This window comes from Cupriavidus phytohabitans (assembly GCF_000426345.1).
In the GTDB taxonomy this organism is placed as follows: domain Bacteria; phylum Pseudomonadota; class Gammaproteobacteria; order Burkholderiales; family Burkholderiaceae; genus Cupriavidus.
This window is the reverse complement of record NZ_AUFE01000005.1, coordinates 1-16,792: the sequence shown is the minus strand read 5'-3', so window position 1 is coordinate 16,792 and position 16,792 is coordinate 1. Positions and strand designations below refer to the sequence as shown.

At 54.2% G+C, this 16,792-nt stretch carries 14 protein-coding genes and 2 pseudogenes; 10 read left to right on the top strand and 6 right to left on the bottom strand.

All coding sequences use genetic code 11. The features are described 5' to 3' along the window. Positions 1–20: 20 nt before the first annotated feature. The 5 genes from K309_RS43920 to K309_RS0105130 form a co-directional block, all read right to left on the bottom strand. A complete protein-coding gene (locus K309_RS43920) occupies positions 21–395 on the bottom strand; it encodes a sterol desaturase family protein (protein ID WP_369796394.1) in 375 nt (124 codons plus the stop codon). Then, positions 334–891 carry a sterol desaturase family protein gene (locus K309_RS36010; protein WP_051320343.1) on the bottom strand — a complete coding sequence of 186 codons (558 nt, stop codon included), beginning with the start codon at positions 889–891 and terminating at the stop codon, positions 334–336. Before K309_RS36010 ends, K309_RS43920 begins: the two co-directional genes overlap by 62 nt. Positions 892–1,568: 677 nt before the next feature. Continuing rightward, complete coding sequence (locus K309_RS36005) at positions 1,569–1,913, bottom strand: DMT family transporter (protein WP_051320342.1); 345 nt, start codon at positions 1,911–1,913, stop codon at positions 1,569–1,571. Further along, positions 1,910–2,833: a glycosyltransferase family 2 protein gene (locus tag K309_RS0105135; protein ID WP_029045416.1), complete on the bottom strand. Its 924-nt coding sequence runs from the start codon at positions 2,831–2,833 to the stop codon at positions 1,910–1,912. Before K309_RS0105135 ends, K309_RS36005 begins: the two co-directional genes overlap by 4 nt. Before the next feature lie 9 nt (positions 2,834–2,842). After that, positions 2,843–4,918 carry a DUF6311 domain-containing protein gene (locus K309_RS0105130; RefSeq protein ID WP_255360096.1) on the bottom strand — a complete coding sequence of 692 codons (2,076 nt, stop codon included), beginning with the start codon at positions 4,916–4,918 and terminating at the stop codon, positions 2,843–2,845. Between the two features lie 894 nt (positions 4,919–5,812). On the opposite strand from K309_RS0105130, the gene rfbF reads away from it, so the two are divergent. The 8 genes from rfbF to K309_RS0105090 are packed head-to-tail and all read left to right on the top strand — an operon-like array spanning position 5,813 to position 13,015. Then, entirely contained in the window at positions 5,813–6,586 is a 774-nt protein-coding gene (gene rfbF, locus K309_RS0105125; protein ID WP_029045414.1) for a glucose-1-phosphate cytidylyltransferase, read from the top strand. Then, positions 6,586–7,662, top strand: a complete 1,077-nt coding sequence (gene rfbG, locus K309_RS0105120; protein ID WP_029045413.1) for a CDP-glucose 4,6-dehydratase — start codon at positions 6,586–6,588, stop codon at positions 7,660–7,662. Before rfbF ends, rfbG begins: the two co-directional genes overlap by 1 nt. A gap of 8 nt (positions 7,663–7,670) precedes the next feature. Continuing rightward, complete coding sequence (gene rfbH, locus K309_RS0105115) at positions 7,671–8,993, top strand: lipopolysaccharide biosynthesis protein RfbH (RefSeq protein WP_029045412.1); 1,323 nt, start codon at positions 7,671–7,673, stop codon at positions 8,991–8,993. A gap of 12 nt (positions 8,994–9,005) precedes the next feature. Beyond that, entirely contained in the window at positions 9,006–9,827 is an 822-nt protein-coding gene (locus tag K309_RS0105110; RefSeq protein ID WP_029045411.1) for a transketolase, read from the top strand. Then, positions 9,824–10,762 carry a transketolase family protein gene (locus K309_RS39755; protein WP_084402358.1) on the top strand — a complete coding sequence of 313 codons (939 nt, stop codon included), beginning with the start codon at positions 9,824–9,826 and terminating at the stop codon, positions 10,760–10,762. The genes K309_RS0105110 and K309_RS39755 overlap by 4 nt, the downstream gene beginning before the upstream one ends. Continuing rightward, positions 10,753–11,682, top strand: coding sequence for an NAD-dependent epimerase/dehydratase family protein (locus K309_RS0105100; protein ID WP_029045410.1), 930 nt, complete (start codon positions 10,753–10,755; stop codon positions 11,680–11,682). The genes K309_RS39755 and K309_RS0105100 overlap by 10 nt, the downstream gene beginning before the upstream one ends. A gap of 6 nt (positions 11,683–11,688) precedes the next feature. Continuing rightward, a complete protein-coding gene (locus tag K309_RS0105095; protein WP_084402357.1) occupies positions 11,689–12,087 on the top strand; it encodes a GtrA family protein in 399 nt (132 codons plus the stop codon). Next, positions 12,080–13,015: a glycosyltransferase family 2 protein gene (locus K309_RS0105090; protein WP_029045408.1), complete on the top strand. Its 936-nt coding sequence runs from the start codon at positions 12,080–12,082 to the stop codon at positions 13,013–13,015. The genes K309_RS0105095 and K309_RS0105090 overlap by 8 nt, the downstream gene beginning before the upstream one ends. A gap of 204 nt (positions 13,016–13,219) precedes the next feature. On the opposite strand, the pseudogene K309_RS39750 reads toward K309_RS0105090, so the two are convergent. Further along, positions 13,220–13,406: pseudogene (locus tag K309_RS39750) on the bottom strand (transposase domain-containing protein); the annotation flags it as partial. 210 nt (positions 13,407–13,616) lie between these two features. On the opposite strand from K309_RS39750, the gene K309_RS0105080 reads away from it, so the two are divergent. Both K309_RS0105080 and K309_RS0105075 read left to right on the top strand, forming a co-directional pair. Next, positions 13,617–15,881 carry a DUF7024 domain-containing protein gene (locus K309_RS0105080; RefSeq protein ID WP_198030787.1) on the top strand — a complete coding sequence of 755 codons (2,265 nt, stop codon included), beginning with the start codon at positions 13,617–13,619 and terminating at the stop codon, positions 15,879–15,881. Between the two features lie 675 nt (positions 15,882–16,556). Continuing rightward, a pseudogene (locus K309_RS0105075) lies at positions 16,557–16,792 on the top strand (IS5/IS1182 family transposase); the annotation flags it as partial.

Sequence of the window (16,792 nt, the reverse complement as noted above, 5' to 3'; positions counted from 1 at the left end):
CCTTCTCGCAGGCCCGCCCGTCATGTCAGCCTTCTACCCTCCGCAGCGGTTTCCATATCCGTCGCACGCGGCTCAACACGTTCGTTGTCTTTCCAAGGGAAGAAGACATGAGCAAGCAACCCACCAGACGGATGGAAGCTGTTGAGACCGGTCTGGGGCCATTCCCGCTTCTTGGGGAGTCGCAGCGTGCCAAAAATCAAATCGAAGATTGGGAAGAAAGCCGCGTAGTTCGAATTGTAGTAGTGGCTATCGCGCCCATGGTGCAATCGGTGAAGCTGAGGCCCGGAAACCAGCCTCATTAAAGGCCCAAGCTGCAGCCTTACATTTGCATGGTTAAAGTAACCCCATCCGCTGAAAAGTACGATCGCACCGGCAAACGGCAAGAGTCCCCCCACCGCATATGACCATGGTCGGAATGTGTACAAGTACGAAACCCAGCACGAGCCCGCCGAAGCTATGCCTTACGGCAGTCGACGCGTTCATCGCGGAATCGGCGTGGTGAGTTCTGTGAAAAATCCACAGTATGCGGAAAGTGTGTTCGGCCCGGTGCTTCCAGTACTGGAAGAAGTCCCATACGAAAGCATATACAAAGGTTGCCAGGATCGCACGAAGAAAACCATTCGTCGGCCACTGCACGGACAACCGATCAATCAACGCGACATTCGGTAGTTGCAGCCCCACCCAGCCATAGAGCGGACCCAGCGCCGCCATACCTAGCAAGAGCGCCGCATACATCGCGAGATTATGCAATCTACCGTGTGCGCCCGGATCTGCAGCCGCTGGCTTCCATACCTCAAATATCCACACAATCCCACAGGCAATCGCAGCAATTGCGACGCCCTTCCACGGAGCCGCCAGGGCCATTGCCAAATCCGACAGGAATTCCGTCATTTACTCGGCCTCACATAGCTTCCGTTTGGCCGCACGGACACCAGCAACTATTGCAGCTCATCCCGTTCCTCTCATTTGCTTTTTTTTGGAAGGATTTTAGCGCGCTACCCCATCCAGCGGCCACGTCCAAAAGTGTGGCGTGCGCAAATCCTGACCTCTTCCAGCGCTCGCAGGCTGCCCGGCGATGCGGGGAAGGTGTCGTAGTCAGCCACTACTCTTGTTCGCTGTGCCAAGCTGAGCGACATCAAGATTTCACTTCGACCTAAGCCTCCAGCCACAGATGTTCGCCCAAGCGCGGTTGGGGGGCAAGATGGCCTTGGCGGTGTCGTCCGTCCGATAGTTCGTCCGCATTGTCAACGTAGATTGGCCTCATTCAGTCGCAGGCAGTGTGTCCACCACCCGAGTCTGGATGACCACCTGCGGTTCCGGCGGCGGCTTACTTTCCCCACTCGCGCCGCATCTTCGATTCTCGTTCAAGTCGGAACCGACAGCATAATGGGTCCATTCGGAGAAGGGCTGCGTTTTACGCTCTTCCACATTGCGTCTGGTTACTCTCTCCAGGCCGCATTCTCGGAGCTGCATGTCTACTGAGCTTACGTTCTTCCCGACAAGGCCTGTGGTAGCAATCTCTAGCAACGCCTCTCGGTTCGCCAGGACCCTCACAGCCGCGAACCGCCCTACGCGCCTCTTGCGAGCACGAAGATGCCGCCAACGATAAGACATATACCAAATGCCCTGCCAAGCGAAATGCTTTCCCCAAACACAATCGTGCTTGCTATCGCGACTAGCAGAAAGGTTGCGCCCGCCATCAAAGGTGCCGCCATGGAAAGCGGGTTTACCGCGAATACCTTCACGGTCAACAAGAAACTGGATCCATAAAGGGCAATGGCGAGCAACAGCCATGGCGAAAACCAGGACGCCATGCCGTCGTTACCAACGCCGTGGCGTCCGGCAACTTTAATCATTACTTGTGCCGCCACGTTGCACAGCACCGACACAAGAGCTAGCAATGGGGCATTCATGATTGAACGTCCTTCCTCTGAGTTTCACGGACGAAGGGAGGGCGCCCTTTTATCTCATCATATATACGACTCAGATAATGGCCGATGATACCTAGACTCACCATCAATATGCCGCTTGTCATAATAATAAGGAGGTTTACAGTCGTAAATCCATCGAGCGCAGTACCTTCCGCTTTTTGAATCAGACTCACCGTTCCCACTATACCTCCGAGAGCAAACATTAACATTCCCAACCATGTAATAGATTTCAGGGGAAAACTGGAAAACATGGTAATGTTGTTGATCGCGTATTTCAACAACTTAAGTTTGTTCCATCTAGACCCACCAATGTCACGCTCGGCCACTTGGAACGGAATACGGGCACTTCTGAACCCGACCCAGTGGATCAAACCGCGGAAGAACCGATTGCGCTCTGGCAGCCTGATATAGGCGTCGACAACGGACCTATCAAGCAGCTTGAAGTCCGAGTGGCCCGCAATATCGAGTTCAGATAAGTTGTGAAATATTTTATAGAAAAGCTTGGCAAACACACGATTGGCCACAGTTTCCTTGCCGCGATTCGCTTTGACCGCCTCCACCACCGGAAACCCACTTTGCCAAAGGCGGATCATTTCAGGGATAAGTGCAGGTGGGTGCTGCAGGTCTGCGTCAATCACGATTACGCCGTCCCCGCGAGCCTCCATCAATCCCGCCAGAATTGCAGCCTCCTTACCAAAATTGCGAGTGAAGCAGACCCCTCGAATTCGATCATCGGATATGGCGGCATCACAGATTTCAGCCCACGTGCCATCCGCAGAGCCATCATTGACAGCAATGATCTCTAGAGTATGGCCTTTTGCCTCAGCTTCACGCGCAATGATCTGGAGATTGCGCTTGACGATTGCCTCCTCGTTGTACAGCGGAACTACGATCGAAATCATTGTCATCTTTCAAAACCTTCTTTCAACTGTGACCTTATGAATTTCCATGACGCCATCACCGTCGTATATGCTTCGAATTTCCAGCGCGGGTAAAGGCCTTTCGAATGCGAAATCCGCACTCAGGCTAACGCTAGAGCCATCGGTCGCACGCAGGACGCCCTGGGTAACCTTCTGCAATCTATTGGCACCATCGGCCACCACATCCCAGGTACCACATTGACCGTCGGCTGCCGACGAACACGAATATTCGATCGATGCCCGGTATTTGCCCGGCGCAAGATCGACATAAGGGCCATAACTTAGGATACCAGCTCGACTGGGTTCGCTGACTATGCGCCCGCCTTCCAGACGCCCTACTACGGTAGGCAGTTCCTTAGCTGCGTATTCTGCCTTTTCCTCAAGCATCAGGCCGTTGACAGGCGCCCGCTCCCACTTAATCTCGCCGACGCTCTTTAGCAGTTTGCGTCGACACACAAGAATCTTATCGACCACCGCACACTCACCACGTTTGGCTGCCGTCACAAGAGCAGGGGGTAGGTCAAACCGGATGAACTTTAGTTCGCTCTCGGGCATAACAAAGACCGTATCAGAGTCAAACTCGGCTGGCAGACCCGCCCCTGCAACGCCGCACGACCTCTTTAGTCGTGCAATGTAACCGGTATTGAACGTCAATCCCTGTCGCGCCGCGAGATTTTGGAAGTACAGATACTGTTCTGCGCCTACATGACCACAACCAAATGCCGGATACATAATCAAGTGACGCGCGTCAGCCAGAATGGATGGCCATGGTTTTCGGTCCACTTGCTCAGGACGATGCACCGCGTTGATTACATTGTTTCGGATAGCGGATGTGTCAAACCACTGTAGCGGGAGTGCAACTGCGAAGACGCCAACCGGTACTAGGCGCGCCTTGCTCCTCAGCAAGCGGGCCAGCATAACAAACATCAAGAGATATCCAACCACCCAGAAAAAACGACCACTCGCCCGAAACGAACTAGTAATGATTTTGAATACCGATGGCAGCGAGTATCTGAGTACCTTGCTATCTCCCAGATACCACGTAGTTGAGAGTGCATACAGAGTCAAGACCATCGCCATCAGTATCAAAAAAGGATACTTGACTTTCACGCCCAATGGCTGACGCTTGCGCATGAATGACAGTGTGCCCGCGGCCAGAATCAAGAGCCCTCCCGCACCAAAATAATTAAAGCCTTCTTGTTGCCCCCCTGTGGCGTCAATTTGGCAATGCAGAAAGAGGCCACCGCAGAAGGGGGATGCTAGGTTCATCGAAAAATAGTCAAACCCCCCCGCACCACCCGCCGAACCGATATAGCCGAAAAGGTACATCAAAGCCCCGACCAGGCCTAGCGATGCCGCGACTCGCAGCCCTTGTACACGCCAGCTCTCGCCTCCGACTCGCTTGTCGAGCACGTAGGCAAGAAAAATCGCGTAAATCATCGCCATAAGGTACGGATGTACCAACAGCGCAAGACCGATCAAACCAATCAAGCACCGAGCCGCAAGCCCGCTTTTTCTCGCGTCCTTGACACCCGCGAAATATGCACTTAGGGCAAACAATATCAGCCCGTGGGTCATCAACGACGTGTGTCCTAGGCGATTTGTTAGTGCCGGCCAGGAGACAGCGACTGAAGCAGCAATACATGCGGCAAAAAGTGTCCGACAACCGAGTACCCGTATTAACACTGCAGCCCCTAGTGCTTGGGTTAGGTACGCGACCGCATGCCACAAACCAATATATTGGAAGCCCTGGGGCAGCAAGCCACTTATTGGCTTAAGAAGAAGGGCTAACAGAGGGATACTATCGGTCAATGCAATGCTTACGCCATCGGGATTATTTAGGCGCGTAGTGCGAAGCAGGGGAAAATGCAAACTGTCTCGCGCATAGAAGAGCCATCCACTCACATGTTGGCTGGCGTCTCCATCAGAAAAGTAATATCCGATGCCGCGAAAAAAATCCAACGGGTAGACGTATGCGAGGTAAGCGGTCGCAACGGCCAACGCAATTGCTGCAGCGGCCCAGGTCGGGCAAGGGACATCGAAAACTCCTTTAGCAACGCGTCTCACAACAGATCACTCTCCCTCACATTTCCACTTTTTCTGCCAGTTGCTCCGTCGGTTTACTCCATTCATTGGGAATGGCTTCGGGCGCTCATGGAGCCTGGAAAACTTGTTAGTATGCACTAATTTAACCTCACCCCCAACATCTGCTAAATTGTAACTTCCCGAGGAAATGTTGATTTGACGACGCAGACGATCAGCCGCACTGAAAACGCGTGCGAGGGTAAGGAGGCATTGATAGGTCCACCCAGTCGAACGCACAAGCTTGGGAGGCAGTTGATGGGATTCGGCAATGCACACGTAGTGCATGGCGCACTTCTTGACTGATCCCCTCAGCGTGGTCTGATGAGCGTGCACATCGTAGCGGCGTGTTCGCCGCCACTATTCAAGCAGGCTGCCAGCGCTTCATGCGGTCATGGAAGCGGGACTTGCGCCAAAGCTTGTTGGCGTGTCTTACGTGCCGCAGGAGCCTCGCCCGGATTTCTCTCTGGGTCTACAGTCCCTGTCGCCCGGGAATCAAATGTTGTTGGCCGTCAGGCATATCCATCCTTCGGCATCGGCTTGCTCACCAACCTTCTTAGGCTGCCGCATGGTGCACCTCTGAGCCGCTCGATCGGGAGAAGCAACCGGAATTCAAGCGTGTGGGAGGGTATGTCGGTGGTTGGCCGGCAACATTGTTCCGCTATCTGAGGATTTCCAAGCCCTACACGCGCAGCATAAGCCACATAAGGGAAGACGCTCACCCGACTGCGGGTTAGAATGCAGTCTTTCCGGAGACTTCCCGCCCCTTTTGCGGTGGTTGTTATGCTCGAACCCACACACGGGTCCAAGCTGGCTCCTACAGATGTGATTGACGAGCGGAAGAACAATGAAGACCGAAAATAAGAAATGGAGATTGGAATGAAGGCAGTGATCCTCGCTGGTGGACTCGGCACCCGAATCAGTGAAGAAACTAGTTCCCGCCCCAAACCCATGGTCGAAATCGGGGGTAAGCCTATCCTATGGCACATACTCAAGATTTATTCGTCACACGGTATCAATGATTTTGTCGTTTGTTGTGGCTACAAAGGCTATGTCATTAAGGAATATTTTGCAAACTATTTCCTTCATATGTCGGATGTGACCTTCGACATGCGGCACAACAAAATGGAAGTCCACCATCGCTATGCGGAGCCCTGGAAGGTAACATTGGTCGATACTGGCGACAATACCATGACCGGTGGTCGTCTCAAGCGCGTCCGACAATACGTCGAAAATGAGGAAGCGTTTTGCTTCACCTACGGTGACGGTGTCAGCAATGTGGATATCAGCCAGCTCATCGAATTTCACCGACAGCACGGGAAGAAGGCAACATTGACAGCCACCTACCCGCCAGGCCGCTTCGGCGCACTAGACATCCATACCGACAATTGCGTCCTCTCTTTCAAAGAAAAGCCAAAGGGCGATGGGGGGATGATAAACGGAGGATTCTTTGTTCTTTCGCCTGCGGTAATCGACCTAATTAAGGATAACGATACAAGCTGGGAGCGCGAGCCTTTAGAACAATTGGCAGAAGATGGGCAACTGGCGGCCTTTCAGCATCATGGATTCTGGCAGCCAATGGATACCCTGCGCGACAAAAATTACCTCGAAGAACTCTGGCAGTCCGGCAAAGCTCCTTGGATGATCTGGTAATGAATTCAGCTTTCTGGCGCGGCAAACGCGTCTTTCTTACCGGTCATACCGGCTTCAAGGGAAGCTGGCTGTCGTTGTGGCTGCAAAGTCTCGGTGCAGAGCTCACCGGTTTCGCCCTTTCGCCGCCAACGCGGCCCAGCCTGTTTGATGAGGCTCATGTCTCAGGCGGCATGCGATCAATCATTGGCGACATTCGTGACCTCCCTGCGCTGCGACAAGCCATGCACAGCGCTCAACCAGAAATCGTCATCCACATGGCAGCCCAGCCGCTGGTGCGCTATTCGTACCAAAATCCGGTCGAGACCTATGCCACCAACGTGATGGGTACAGTGCATTTGTTTGAAGCCGTGCGTAACACGCCTGGCGTCAAAGCCGTAGTGAATATCACCACCGACAAATGCTACGAGAACCGGGAGTGGGTCTGGGGCTATCGCGAAAACGAACCCATGGGCGGCTATGACCCATATAGCAACAGTAAAGGATGCGCGGAATTAGTCAGTGCCGCCTATCGCTCGTCTTTCTTTAACGCTACCTCGCATGCTCAACACGGTATTGCCCTAGCTACTGTTCGGGCTGGCAATGTCATTGGCGCTGGCGATTGGGCGCAAGACCGTTTGATTCCGGACATCCTAACCGCCTTCGAACAGGGCAAGATCGTCAGCATTCGTAACCCCCACGCTATCCGCCCCTGGCAGCACGTCCTGGAACCTCTGCGAGGCTACTTGATACTGGCAGAGCGTCTTCACGAACAAGGCCCCGCCTTCGCTGAGGGCTGGAATCTCGGCCCCAGCGACGAAGACGCCAAGCCAGTTGGGTGGATTGTGGAGCAACTGGCTGAGATGTGGGGTAACGGCGCCAGATGGCAAATCGACACTGGCCACCATCCGCACGAAGCTACTTATCTCAAGCTGGATGTATCCAAGGCGCGAAGCCGTCTTAATTGGCGGCCGATCCTGCGCCTGAACGATGCTTTGAAGCTAATCGTAGACTGGGCAAAGCAACGCCAAGCCGGTACTGACATCCGCCAACTGACCCTCGCCCAGATCCACGGCTATCAAACATTGATCAAAAGCTAAAGAACACCATGCAAAACGCCAATACCCACGCACTCCGCGAACAAATCGCCAAGTTGGTCGACGAGTACGCCGCTATCGCGCTGGCCCCACAGCCATTCCTGCCCGGTGCCTCCGTCGTGCCGCCGTCCGGCAAAGTCCTCGACGCCGCCGAACTTAAACTCATGGTCGAAGCCTCGCTCGACGGTTGGCTGACGACCGGTCGCTTCAACGACGAATTTGAACAGCGCCTTGCCGCCTTCCTCGGCGTCAAATTCCTTATCACTGTCAATTCCGGCTCTTCCGCCAACTTGGTCGCATTTTCCACGCTGACATCGCCCAAGCTCGGTGAGCGCGCAATCAAACCCGGCGACGAAGTCATTGGTGTCGCCGCTGGCTTCCCGACCACTGTCAACCCCATTCTGCAATTTGGTGCCGTGCCCGTCTTCGTCGACGTCGAACTAGGCACGTACAATATCGATGCCACCAAGATCGAAGCTGCCATCAGCCCCAAAACCAAAGCGATCATGTTGGCCCACACGCTGGGCAATCCATACAGCCTGGAAGTCATCACCGCCCTTTGCAAGAAATACAACCTTTGGCTGGTTGAAGACTGCTGCGACGCGCTGGGCTCCACGTACAACGGTCAGCTCGTCGGCACTTTCGGCGACATTGGCACCCTGAGCTTCTATCCTGCCCACCACATCACAATGGGTGAAGGGGGCGCAGTCTTCACCAACAATGCCGAACTCAAACTGATCGCTGAGAGCTTCCGAGACTGGGGCCGCGATTGCTATTGCGCGCCTGGCAAGGACAACACCTGCGGTCGCCGTTTCTGCCAAAAACTCGGCAGCTTGCCCGAAGGTTACGACCACAAATACACCTATAGCCATCTCGGCTATAACCTCAAGATTACCGATATGCAAGCTGCCTGTGGCTTGGCGCAGCTCGCAAAGGCTCCTACCTTTATCCAGCAGCGGAAGAATAACTTTTCCTTCCTCAGGGAGCGTCTGGCTGCATGCGAAGAATTTCTGATCCTGCCGAAAGCCACCCCTAATTCAGACCCGTCCTGGTTCGGCTTCCCGATTACCCTCAAGGAAAACGCTCCGGTCACTCGCGTCGAACTGCTTCAATATCTTGACCAGAACAAGGTCGGCACCCGTCTACTGTTCGCTGGCAACCTAGTTCGTCAACCTTATATGATCGGACGAAATTTCCGGATAAGCGGCGAGCTGACTAATAGCGACAAAGTAATGAACAACACGTTCTGGATCGGCGTGCAGCCTGCGCTGACGCAAGACATGCTGGAATTTTCCGCCAGCAAGATCGAAGCCTATTTGGGCGTGAATTTTTAAGCGGTGCCTCCAATGAGCCTCCCGACGAAAGCCTTCGATACCAGTGTACTCCGAAAAAAAGTACTGGATATGGCCTATGCCGGTTCCACGGTGCACATTGGTTGTGCGTTCTCAATTATTGAGCTCCTAGCGGTTTTATATCGAAACCATTTGCGGTATCCGGGCAACAATCCGGTTGATCCTGGCCGCGACTATCTCGTGCTCAGCAAGGGCCATGGTGTTATGGCACAGTACGCCTGCATGCACGAATTGGGCTGGCTTAAGGATGAGGCACTGTCGCGGTATTTTTCCGATGGCAGCGACCTGAAAGGCCTTTCCGATTCAAGAATACGAGGTCTCGAAGTGACTTCGGGCTCATTGGGCCACGGCTTCTCGGTCGGCGTAGGTCTCGCGACCGGAGCAAAGCTACGTGGCACTGGTCAAAAGACCTATGCCTTGGTGGGCGATGGCGAGCTAAATGAAGGCCCTATCTGGGAGGGAGCACTTTTCGCGGCCCACCACGAGCTAAAGGACTTCATGGTCATCGTGGACGAGAACGGCTTCCAGGCAATGGGGAGTACTCAGGAAGTCCTCAAGCTTGGTTCGATCCAATCCAAGTTCGAGAGTTTCGGCTTTGAAGCGGTAACGATCGATGGTCATGATGAGACTGCCATTGACTGCGCGATCACCGATCTCTGGAAAAGCGATTCGAGGTCGCCAAAAGCTGTCATTGCCAAGACGGTCAAAGGCAAAGGTGTGCCTTTCATGGAACACAATAATATTTGGCATTACACACGCCTAAATGCGGAAACCTATGCACAGGCTGCATCCGCCGTTGCCGGGGGTGCACAATGAGAGCTGCTTTTTCTGACGCACTGATTCGCCTCGCAAAAGCCGACCCCAATGTGCTGCTCCTAACCGGGGATCATGGATATGCCTTGTTCGATGCTTTCCGCAAAGAGTGTCCCGCGCAATACATCAATGCAGGTATTGCCGAACAAAACATGGTCGGGATGGCCGCAGGACTGGCGCGGGCCGGTTTCAGGCCTTTCGTCTACGGTCTAAGTGCCTTTATACCGTTACGGGTTATCGAGCAAATAAAACTTGATGTGGCTCACGACAAATTGCCTGTCGTTTTCATCGGCGATGGAGCAGGGTTTGTCTATAGCCATCTGGGTACGAGTCACCAGGCCACCGAGGACATTGCTTGTGCACGAGCGATTCCAGACTTGTCGGTCTATTCGCCCGCGGATCGTTTCGAGCTAAGTGCCTGCATGGAATTGGCGTATCAATCAAGGTCTGCCGTCTACTTGCGCATGGGGAAATCTGACCGCGGCGACGTCCATCTTGCCGAACCAGAAGCAAGGATCGGGGCGTTATTGGAAGTCAAATCCGGAAAACCCGGCGATATCACATTCATCGCCACAGGCTCTCTGGTGCGCACAGCCAAGGATATCGCTGCGCAGAGATACCCCGATGCAGCAGTTTGGAGCGCTCCCTTCATCAAGCCTATTGATAGCGCAAAGGTGACCGCCATCTGCGAGAATAGTCGTGCAATCGTAGTCCTTGAGGAACACTCCATACTGGGGGGCCTAGGTTCCCTTATATGTGAAATTGCATCAGAATCTGCACCTTTACGAATTCTGAGAATTGGCGTTCGCGATCGTTTTTCGCATCATTGCGGTACCTACGAGTATCTGCTGAAGGAACACGAACTAGATCGCCAGGCAATTGAGCAACGAATTCGCGATTACCTCGCCTCCCTGCCTCGAGCGAATCTATGCGAATAGCTATCCTTGGTGCCACCAGCCAAATCGCGGGAGATCTGGTGCTGGCCTTCTCTGGGCAACGCAATCACGAGTTAGCATTGTTTGTACGTCGCCCAGAGACCATGAAACATTGGCTGGCGGGGGCAGGCTTGTCGAACCGTCATAGCGTTGCGGACTTCGGCGCCTTCGACATAGATGAGCGTTTCGACGCCATTGTGAATTTCGTCGGCGTTGGCAATCCAGCCACGGCTGCGGCAATGGGAGCGTCCATCCTCGATGTCACATTGAAATACGACGACCTGGCAATGGACTACTTAAGGCACTACCCAGATTGCCGATACATTTTTCTGAGCAGTGGCGCCGCGTACGGTTCAAATTTTGCCGAGCCGGTGGACGCAAATACCAGGGCTGTGATTGCAATCAACAACCTCCAGCCGCAGGACTGGTATGGCGTTGCCAAGTTGTATGCTGAATGCCGCCATCGTGCACACCCGACCCTCTCGATTGTGGATGTTCGGGTATTCAGCTATTTCAGCCACACGCAGAATCCTTCAGCGCGATTCTTTATTACAGATCTCTTGCGCGCGATAGAGTCAGGCGAGACGTTAATTACTTCGCCGGACAATATTGTACGAGACTACATTGGACCGGACGACTTTACGCGATTGGTCTCCCTCATTCTCGAGGCCCCCCCTTCGAATAAGGTAGTGGATTGTTACACCCTCGCGCCAGTAGCCAAGATGACGTTACTGGAAGCACTGAAAGAACAGTTTGGTTTGGCGTATGAAGTCAGAAATGCACCGGCAGGCGTCAACGCGACCGGGGTGAAGATGAATTACTATTCGATGAATCGCGAAGCGGAGATTTTCGGATTCTATCCAACGCGAAATTCAATGGATAGTATTTTGAACGAAGTTCGTCTGATAAGCAAACGAATATAGCCAACCGTGCAGAAGTTCACATTGAATATTTGCCACGAATTGCTTAAACACCAGTTTGTAAAATTTCTTTTCGTTGGCGCCTTGAATTCCGCATTCGGATATGGGTGTTTTGCAGTCCTTGTGTATGCAGGGCTGCACTTCACCTTTGCCCTGTTCTTGGCAACGATTTTCGGAGTAATTTTTAACTTCAAAAGTACTGGCGCCCTCGTATTTGGCTCTCGCAACAACCGCCTTATATATCGCTTTATTGGCTCCTATGTTGTGGTTTACATAGTGAACGCAGCCGGAATCAAGGCATTTTCTCTCATCGAAGTCACCCCTTACGTCGGGGGTGCAATTCTCATTCTTCCGATGGCTTCGCTGGCATTTATCCTAAATAAGCGATTTGTTTTCAACTATGACTAAGCTGATAAGCATTGTCACACCGTGCTATAATGAAGAAGAAAATATCGAAGAACTGCATCGGCGGATCGCTGAGGTGATGTCCAAGCTTCCGTATGAGTACGAGCATATTTGTATCGACAATTGCTCCACGGATGGCACTGTCGGAAAGCTCAGGGAAATTGCTGCCAGGGACAAGCGGGTTAAGGTTATTATTAATGCAAGAAATTTTGGTCACATCAGGTCCCCTTATCATGCCTTGCTACAATCTAGCGGCGACGCCTGCATCCTGATAGCTTCGGATTTGCAGGATCCGCCGGAGATGATAGCGGAGTTTCTAAAGGCGTGGGAAAATGGATATAAAACCGTATTGGCCGTCAAGCCAGAGAGCGAAGAATCCCCCCTGATGTTTGTTATTCGGAAAACCTATTACCGGTTTATTTCCAGAATATCGGAGGTTCCTCTCGTCAAAAATGCCACAGGAGCAGGTCTTTTCGACCGCGTCATCATCGATATTTTGCGAAAAATTCAGGATCCCTATCCATATTTTCGAGGTCTGCTATGTGAAATAGGGTTTCCGATCGCAACCGTGCCTTTCAAGCAACCGAGGCGCCAGCGCGGAATAACCAAGAACAACTTCTACACGCTGTATGATATAGCAATGTTAGGAATCACGAATCACTCAAAGGTGCCATTACGACTTATGGCCATGGGTGGTTTTCTCCTATCCATTCTCAGCCTATTTACCGCTATCGGCTTTCTGATTGCTAAATTTATTTTTTGGGACTCCTTTCAGCTTGGGATTGCCCCAGTTCTGATTGGTATTTTCTTTTTTGGTGCAATTCAGACGTTTTTCATTGGACTGCTTGGCGAATACATAGGATCAATACATACGCAGGTTCGGAACATGCCCCTAGTGATCGAAGCTGAACGCATAAATTTTGATTCCTAGTGCAATCGAGTGAAACTAGCGGCGAATATTGGCTCCGAAGTCATCGTGCAGATCCTGGCAAGGGCCGCCATCCTGCATTTTGGCGACTCGCCAAGAGTGATTGAGTTACGGCGGGCGCCAGGCCGAACTACTGCGCGGGCTCGCCGAGCAGGCGTAACGACCCGGTCAGCACAATCGAATGAATCGCTGTTGGCGTAGCAGGAGTTAGGGAGCGGGCGTGTCGAGGAACGGCAGTTCGTCAGCGACGGCCCAGGGCAGGAGTTCGGCGATCCGATTGATGGGGTGATCGGCGATGCGGCCCAGCACATGGCGCAAGTACGCTTCCGGGTTCATTGAGCCGGGCGGTGCCGATGAGTGTGTACATCGCGGCAGCCCGATCGCCACCGCTATCTCCTGAGTCCGACAGTTAGGGCTATGCTGAACAAGCCGCGTGAATTGGTGCGTTCAGAGTGATAAGACGTGTTCGCTCAGAAAAATTGGCTCTGATGACGAGAATTTTTCCTGCCGCCCCCAAATGGGGCGTGTTGGCGGAGCACTTGCCCGCGCGGGAAAGACACAGCACACCAACCCCGTCCAATAACTTTCTTCGTAGACAAACGCCGTGACAAACTTCACTGCCCAACCTTCATCGGCAGCCACCGCAAGTGCCAGTGCGGGGCGCTTGTGTTTCATCACGCCGATCGCGCTTACTTTAGTAACGGCACTGGTCGGCTGGGTGCTCGCTGGAGGTCCTGTTGTCAAACTTGGGGTACCGCTGATCTACGAGGGTGACGGCCTGCTGATGCTCACGGTCATCAAGCGAGTCATCGAGAACGAGTGGATTTACCACACCGACCTCATGGGCACGCCCTTCGGCTCATCCCTTTATGACTACCCGATGCCGGACTCGGGTAGTCTGCTGGCGCTCAAGATTCTCGGCTCGTTATTCGGTGGGCCAGCCGCGGCACTGAACTTCTACTATCTGCTGGGTTTTCCGTTGAACGCGTTGGCAGCGTATTTCGTGCTGCGCAAGTTCAACCTGAGCCGTACCCTCAGCTTCGCCGGAGGCCTGATCTATACAATCGCGCCATTCCACTTCATGCGGCTGCCGCATCTCTTCTACACCTGGTACTTTGTTGCGCCCATTTTCGTCTGGTACGCATACCGAATCTCCACGGGGTCGTTTGGGTGGAAGAAGGGGAAAGGAAAGCAGTCCACGCTGGTCATAGATGTCTGCGCCGTGCTCGCTGCATCATGCTTTGGTGTCTATTACGCGCTCTTCGGCTTGATCGCATTCTTGGGTGGTGGAATCATACGCAGCCTCAGCACCCGGAAATTTAGTGCACTCCTGCCTAGCCTCCTTGCTGTCGGTATCGTGACGCTCGGAATCGCCGCAAACGTCGCGCCGAATCTGCTGGACCGCAGCAAGCACGCAGCCAATCCCGAAGCCGTGCAACGTTTTGCATATGAAGCCGAAATCCACGGGCTCAAGCTCGTGCAACTGCTATTGCCGCGCCCCGAACATCGCCTTCCGAAATTCGCGTCATTAAACGCCCAGTATTCGAACAGTTTCCCGCTGGTCTACGAGAACCGTTTCGCGGCGCTTGGACTCATTGGCAGCATTGGCCTGCTGTTCCTTCTCACAAGACTGCTGATACCGCAGCCCAGCGGGGAAGATGGACGGCTGCTCCATGTGCTTGCGGGCCTGACGCTGGTTCTACTGCTGGCATCGACGATCGGCGGATTCTCATCTCTCTTCAGCCTGCTGATCAGTCCAGCAATCCGCGGCTGGAACCGGGTCAGTATTTTCATTGCATTCACCTCGGTGTGCGCCGCCATGATTGGCGTCAAGTATCTCGGCACACGAGTCGCGCCTCGCCGCTCGATCATTGCCGTCGCGCTATGCGCACTGGCACTATGGGATCAGACGACCAATGCTTGCACCGCGTGCCTCGTGGCAAACGAGGCGGCCTGGGTGAACGACGCAAAGTTCGTGGCAAACATTGAGAAGCAGGTTCCTCAAGGGAGCATGATCTATCAGTTGCCATATATCGGTTTTCCCGAGGTGCCACACCAGCACAAGCTGGGTACTTACGATTTGGGGCGGGCTTACCTTCATTCCTCGTCACTCAAGTGGAGCTACGGCGGCATGAAAGGGCGCCCCGGCGATCTCTTCTTCCGCGCCTTGGCACAACAACCGACATCTCGACAACTCTCGATTCTGGAAAGCCTGGGATTCGCCGGCATCTACATCGACCGCCGCGGATATATCGATCAAGGAGCGGCAATTGAGCGAGAGCTGACTCAGTTGCTGGGCAAACCCGCCACGCTAGTGAGCAACGATGGGCAACAAGCGTTCTTCGCTCTGGCAAGCAACCCCGCGAATGCCGCTTCCCTCACCGGCCTGAGCGACAAAGACATCATGGAACGCGTCGACTTTGTCGCCGACACAGACGGCGAGCGGTATCGCGGCACCCTGCAGCAAGGCATCGATTTCAGCCGCTCCGGTTGGCCCAGGTTCGTCTCCTCCGTGGAAGGGCTGTCAATTCTCGAAAGCTGGGGACGATGGTCAGATGCCAACTTAGCACGCGCCGTCAAGGTGAGCTTTGCAGACGCGCTACCCAAGCAGTTTGTCCTGAATATCGAAGCGCAAGCTTTCGGCCCGAACGCTGGCAATCCGGTCATGGTCAGCATCGGAGGACAGTCCTCTACCTTCATGCCCACTGCGCGCATGCAGCAATTCTCCCTGCACTTCGCGCCCGCAGAGGGATCCAGGGAGATCACGATTGCCGCAGGAAATCCCCGATCGCCTTACGAACTGGGAATCGGCGGCGACCAACGCAAGATCGGCATCGGCCTGCGCCGCCTGTCGGTGCAGCCCGATTGATCACAGTCTTCTGAAGGCTGAAAGGTGGCGATGTCTACTGCAGCAGGCAGCAGGCATAGCCCGGCTCGAATGAGCTGCCCCTCAAAGGGTATTCGCTCTTGGCGGCGGCACATTCCCGCCACGCGGCCACTTCGGCACGCAGCGCGGTATTTTCTGCTTGTTTTGAGGGCTCATTGCAGACCTTCGGCCGCCGCCGGGATGAGCCTCGACATATTCCTACCACAGCAGGGTCAGCGTGACGCCTTGCGGCGCAGGTCCTGATGGATGCGGGATAGTCCGGCGGCACGTAGGCGTTGTTGCGTGCGCTGGGAGCAAGCGGGCGGCGATCGCCGCCTCGTCGAGGTCGCGTTGTAGCTGGTCCCATGCCAGTCCGGCCTCAACGGCCAGCGACACATACTTGGACACCACCCTTTGGAGACTTGCAGCGCCGCGGCAATGCTGGCGTGCGACAGTCTGGATTCGTGTTTGAGTCGTAACACGTCTTTGATCATGCGTATCGTCATGGGGGCTTGGGCATCGCTTCTCCGTGCAAAAACGCAGAAGGTTAGTAAGTCCGGCCTGCAGAATGTTGAAGGGTAAGGCGCAGCAAGGCGTCGGAAGAATTGTGCTGCGTGCAGAACTCCCAGATCGAATAGGAATCTGATTTAAATCCTGGGAGATTTGAGGGCCTTGCTGATGAGCACACCGGACTTCTTTCGCAGCCGCTTGGACGGGATGATTGATCTACGGCATCCGCTCGCAGTGCTGGCGACCCGGATGCCATGGAACAACATTGAGGCGGCCCTGGCGCCGGTGCTTGCGCGCAAGGGGAAGGATGGACGCACTGTGGTCGGCGAGGACTTGTTTGGTCCGACACTGGCAGTGGCCGGTGCCGGCGTCAGTGCCGCTGGCCGGCCTCGCCTGCCGATTCG

Bases quoted from the DNA above. Each gene is read 5' to 3' on its own strand.
- K309_RS39755 (WP_084402358.1), top strand. From the start codon at position 9,824: ATGAGAGCTGCTTTTTCTGACGCACTGATTCGCCTCGCAAAAGCCGAC.
- K309_RS0105135 (WP_029045416.1), bottom strand. From the start codon at position 2,833: ATGATTTCGATCGTAGTTCCGCTGTACAACGAGGAGGCAATCGTCAAG.
- K309_RS36005 (WP_051320342.1), bottom strand. From the start codon at position 1,913: ATGAATGCCCCATTGCTAGCTCTTGTGTCGGTGCTGTGCAACGTGGCG.
- K309_RS36010 (WP_051320343.1), bottom strand. From the start codon at position 891: ATGACGGAATTCCTGTCGGATTTGGCAATGGCCCTGGCGGCTCCGTGG.
- rfbH (WP_029045412.1), top strand. From the start codon at position 7,671: ATGCAAAACGCCAATACCCACGCACTCCGCGAACAAATCGCCAAGTTG.
- K309_RS0105100 (WP_029045410.1), top strand. From the start codon at position 10,753: ATGCGAATAGCTATCCTTGGTGCCACCAGCCAAATCGCGGGAGATCTG.
- K309_RS0105110 (WP_029045411.1), top strand. From the start codon at position 9,006: ATGAGCCTCCCGACGAAAGCCTTCGATACCAGTGTACTCCGAAAAAAA.
- K309_RS0105090 (WP_029045408.1), top strand. From the start codon at position 12,080: ATGACTAAGCTGATAAGCATTGTCACACCGTGCTATAATGAAGAAGAA.
- rfbF (WP_029045414.1), top strand. From the start codon at position 5,813: ATGAAGGCAGTGATCCTCGCTGGTGGACTCGGCACCCGAATCAGTGAA.
- rfbG (WP_029045413.1), top strand. From the start codon at position 6,586: ATGAATTCAGCTTTCTGGCGCGGCAAACGCGTCTTTCTTACCGGTCAT.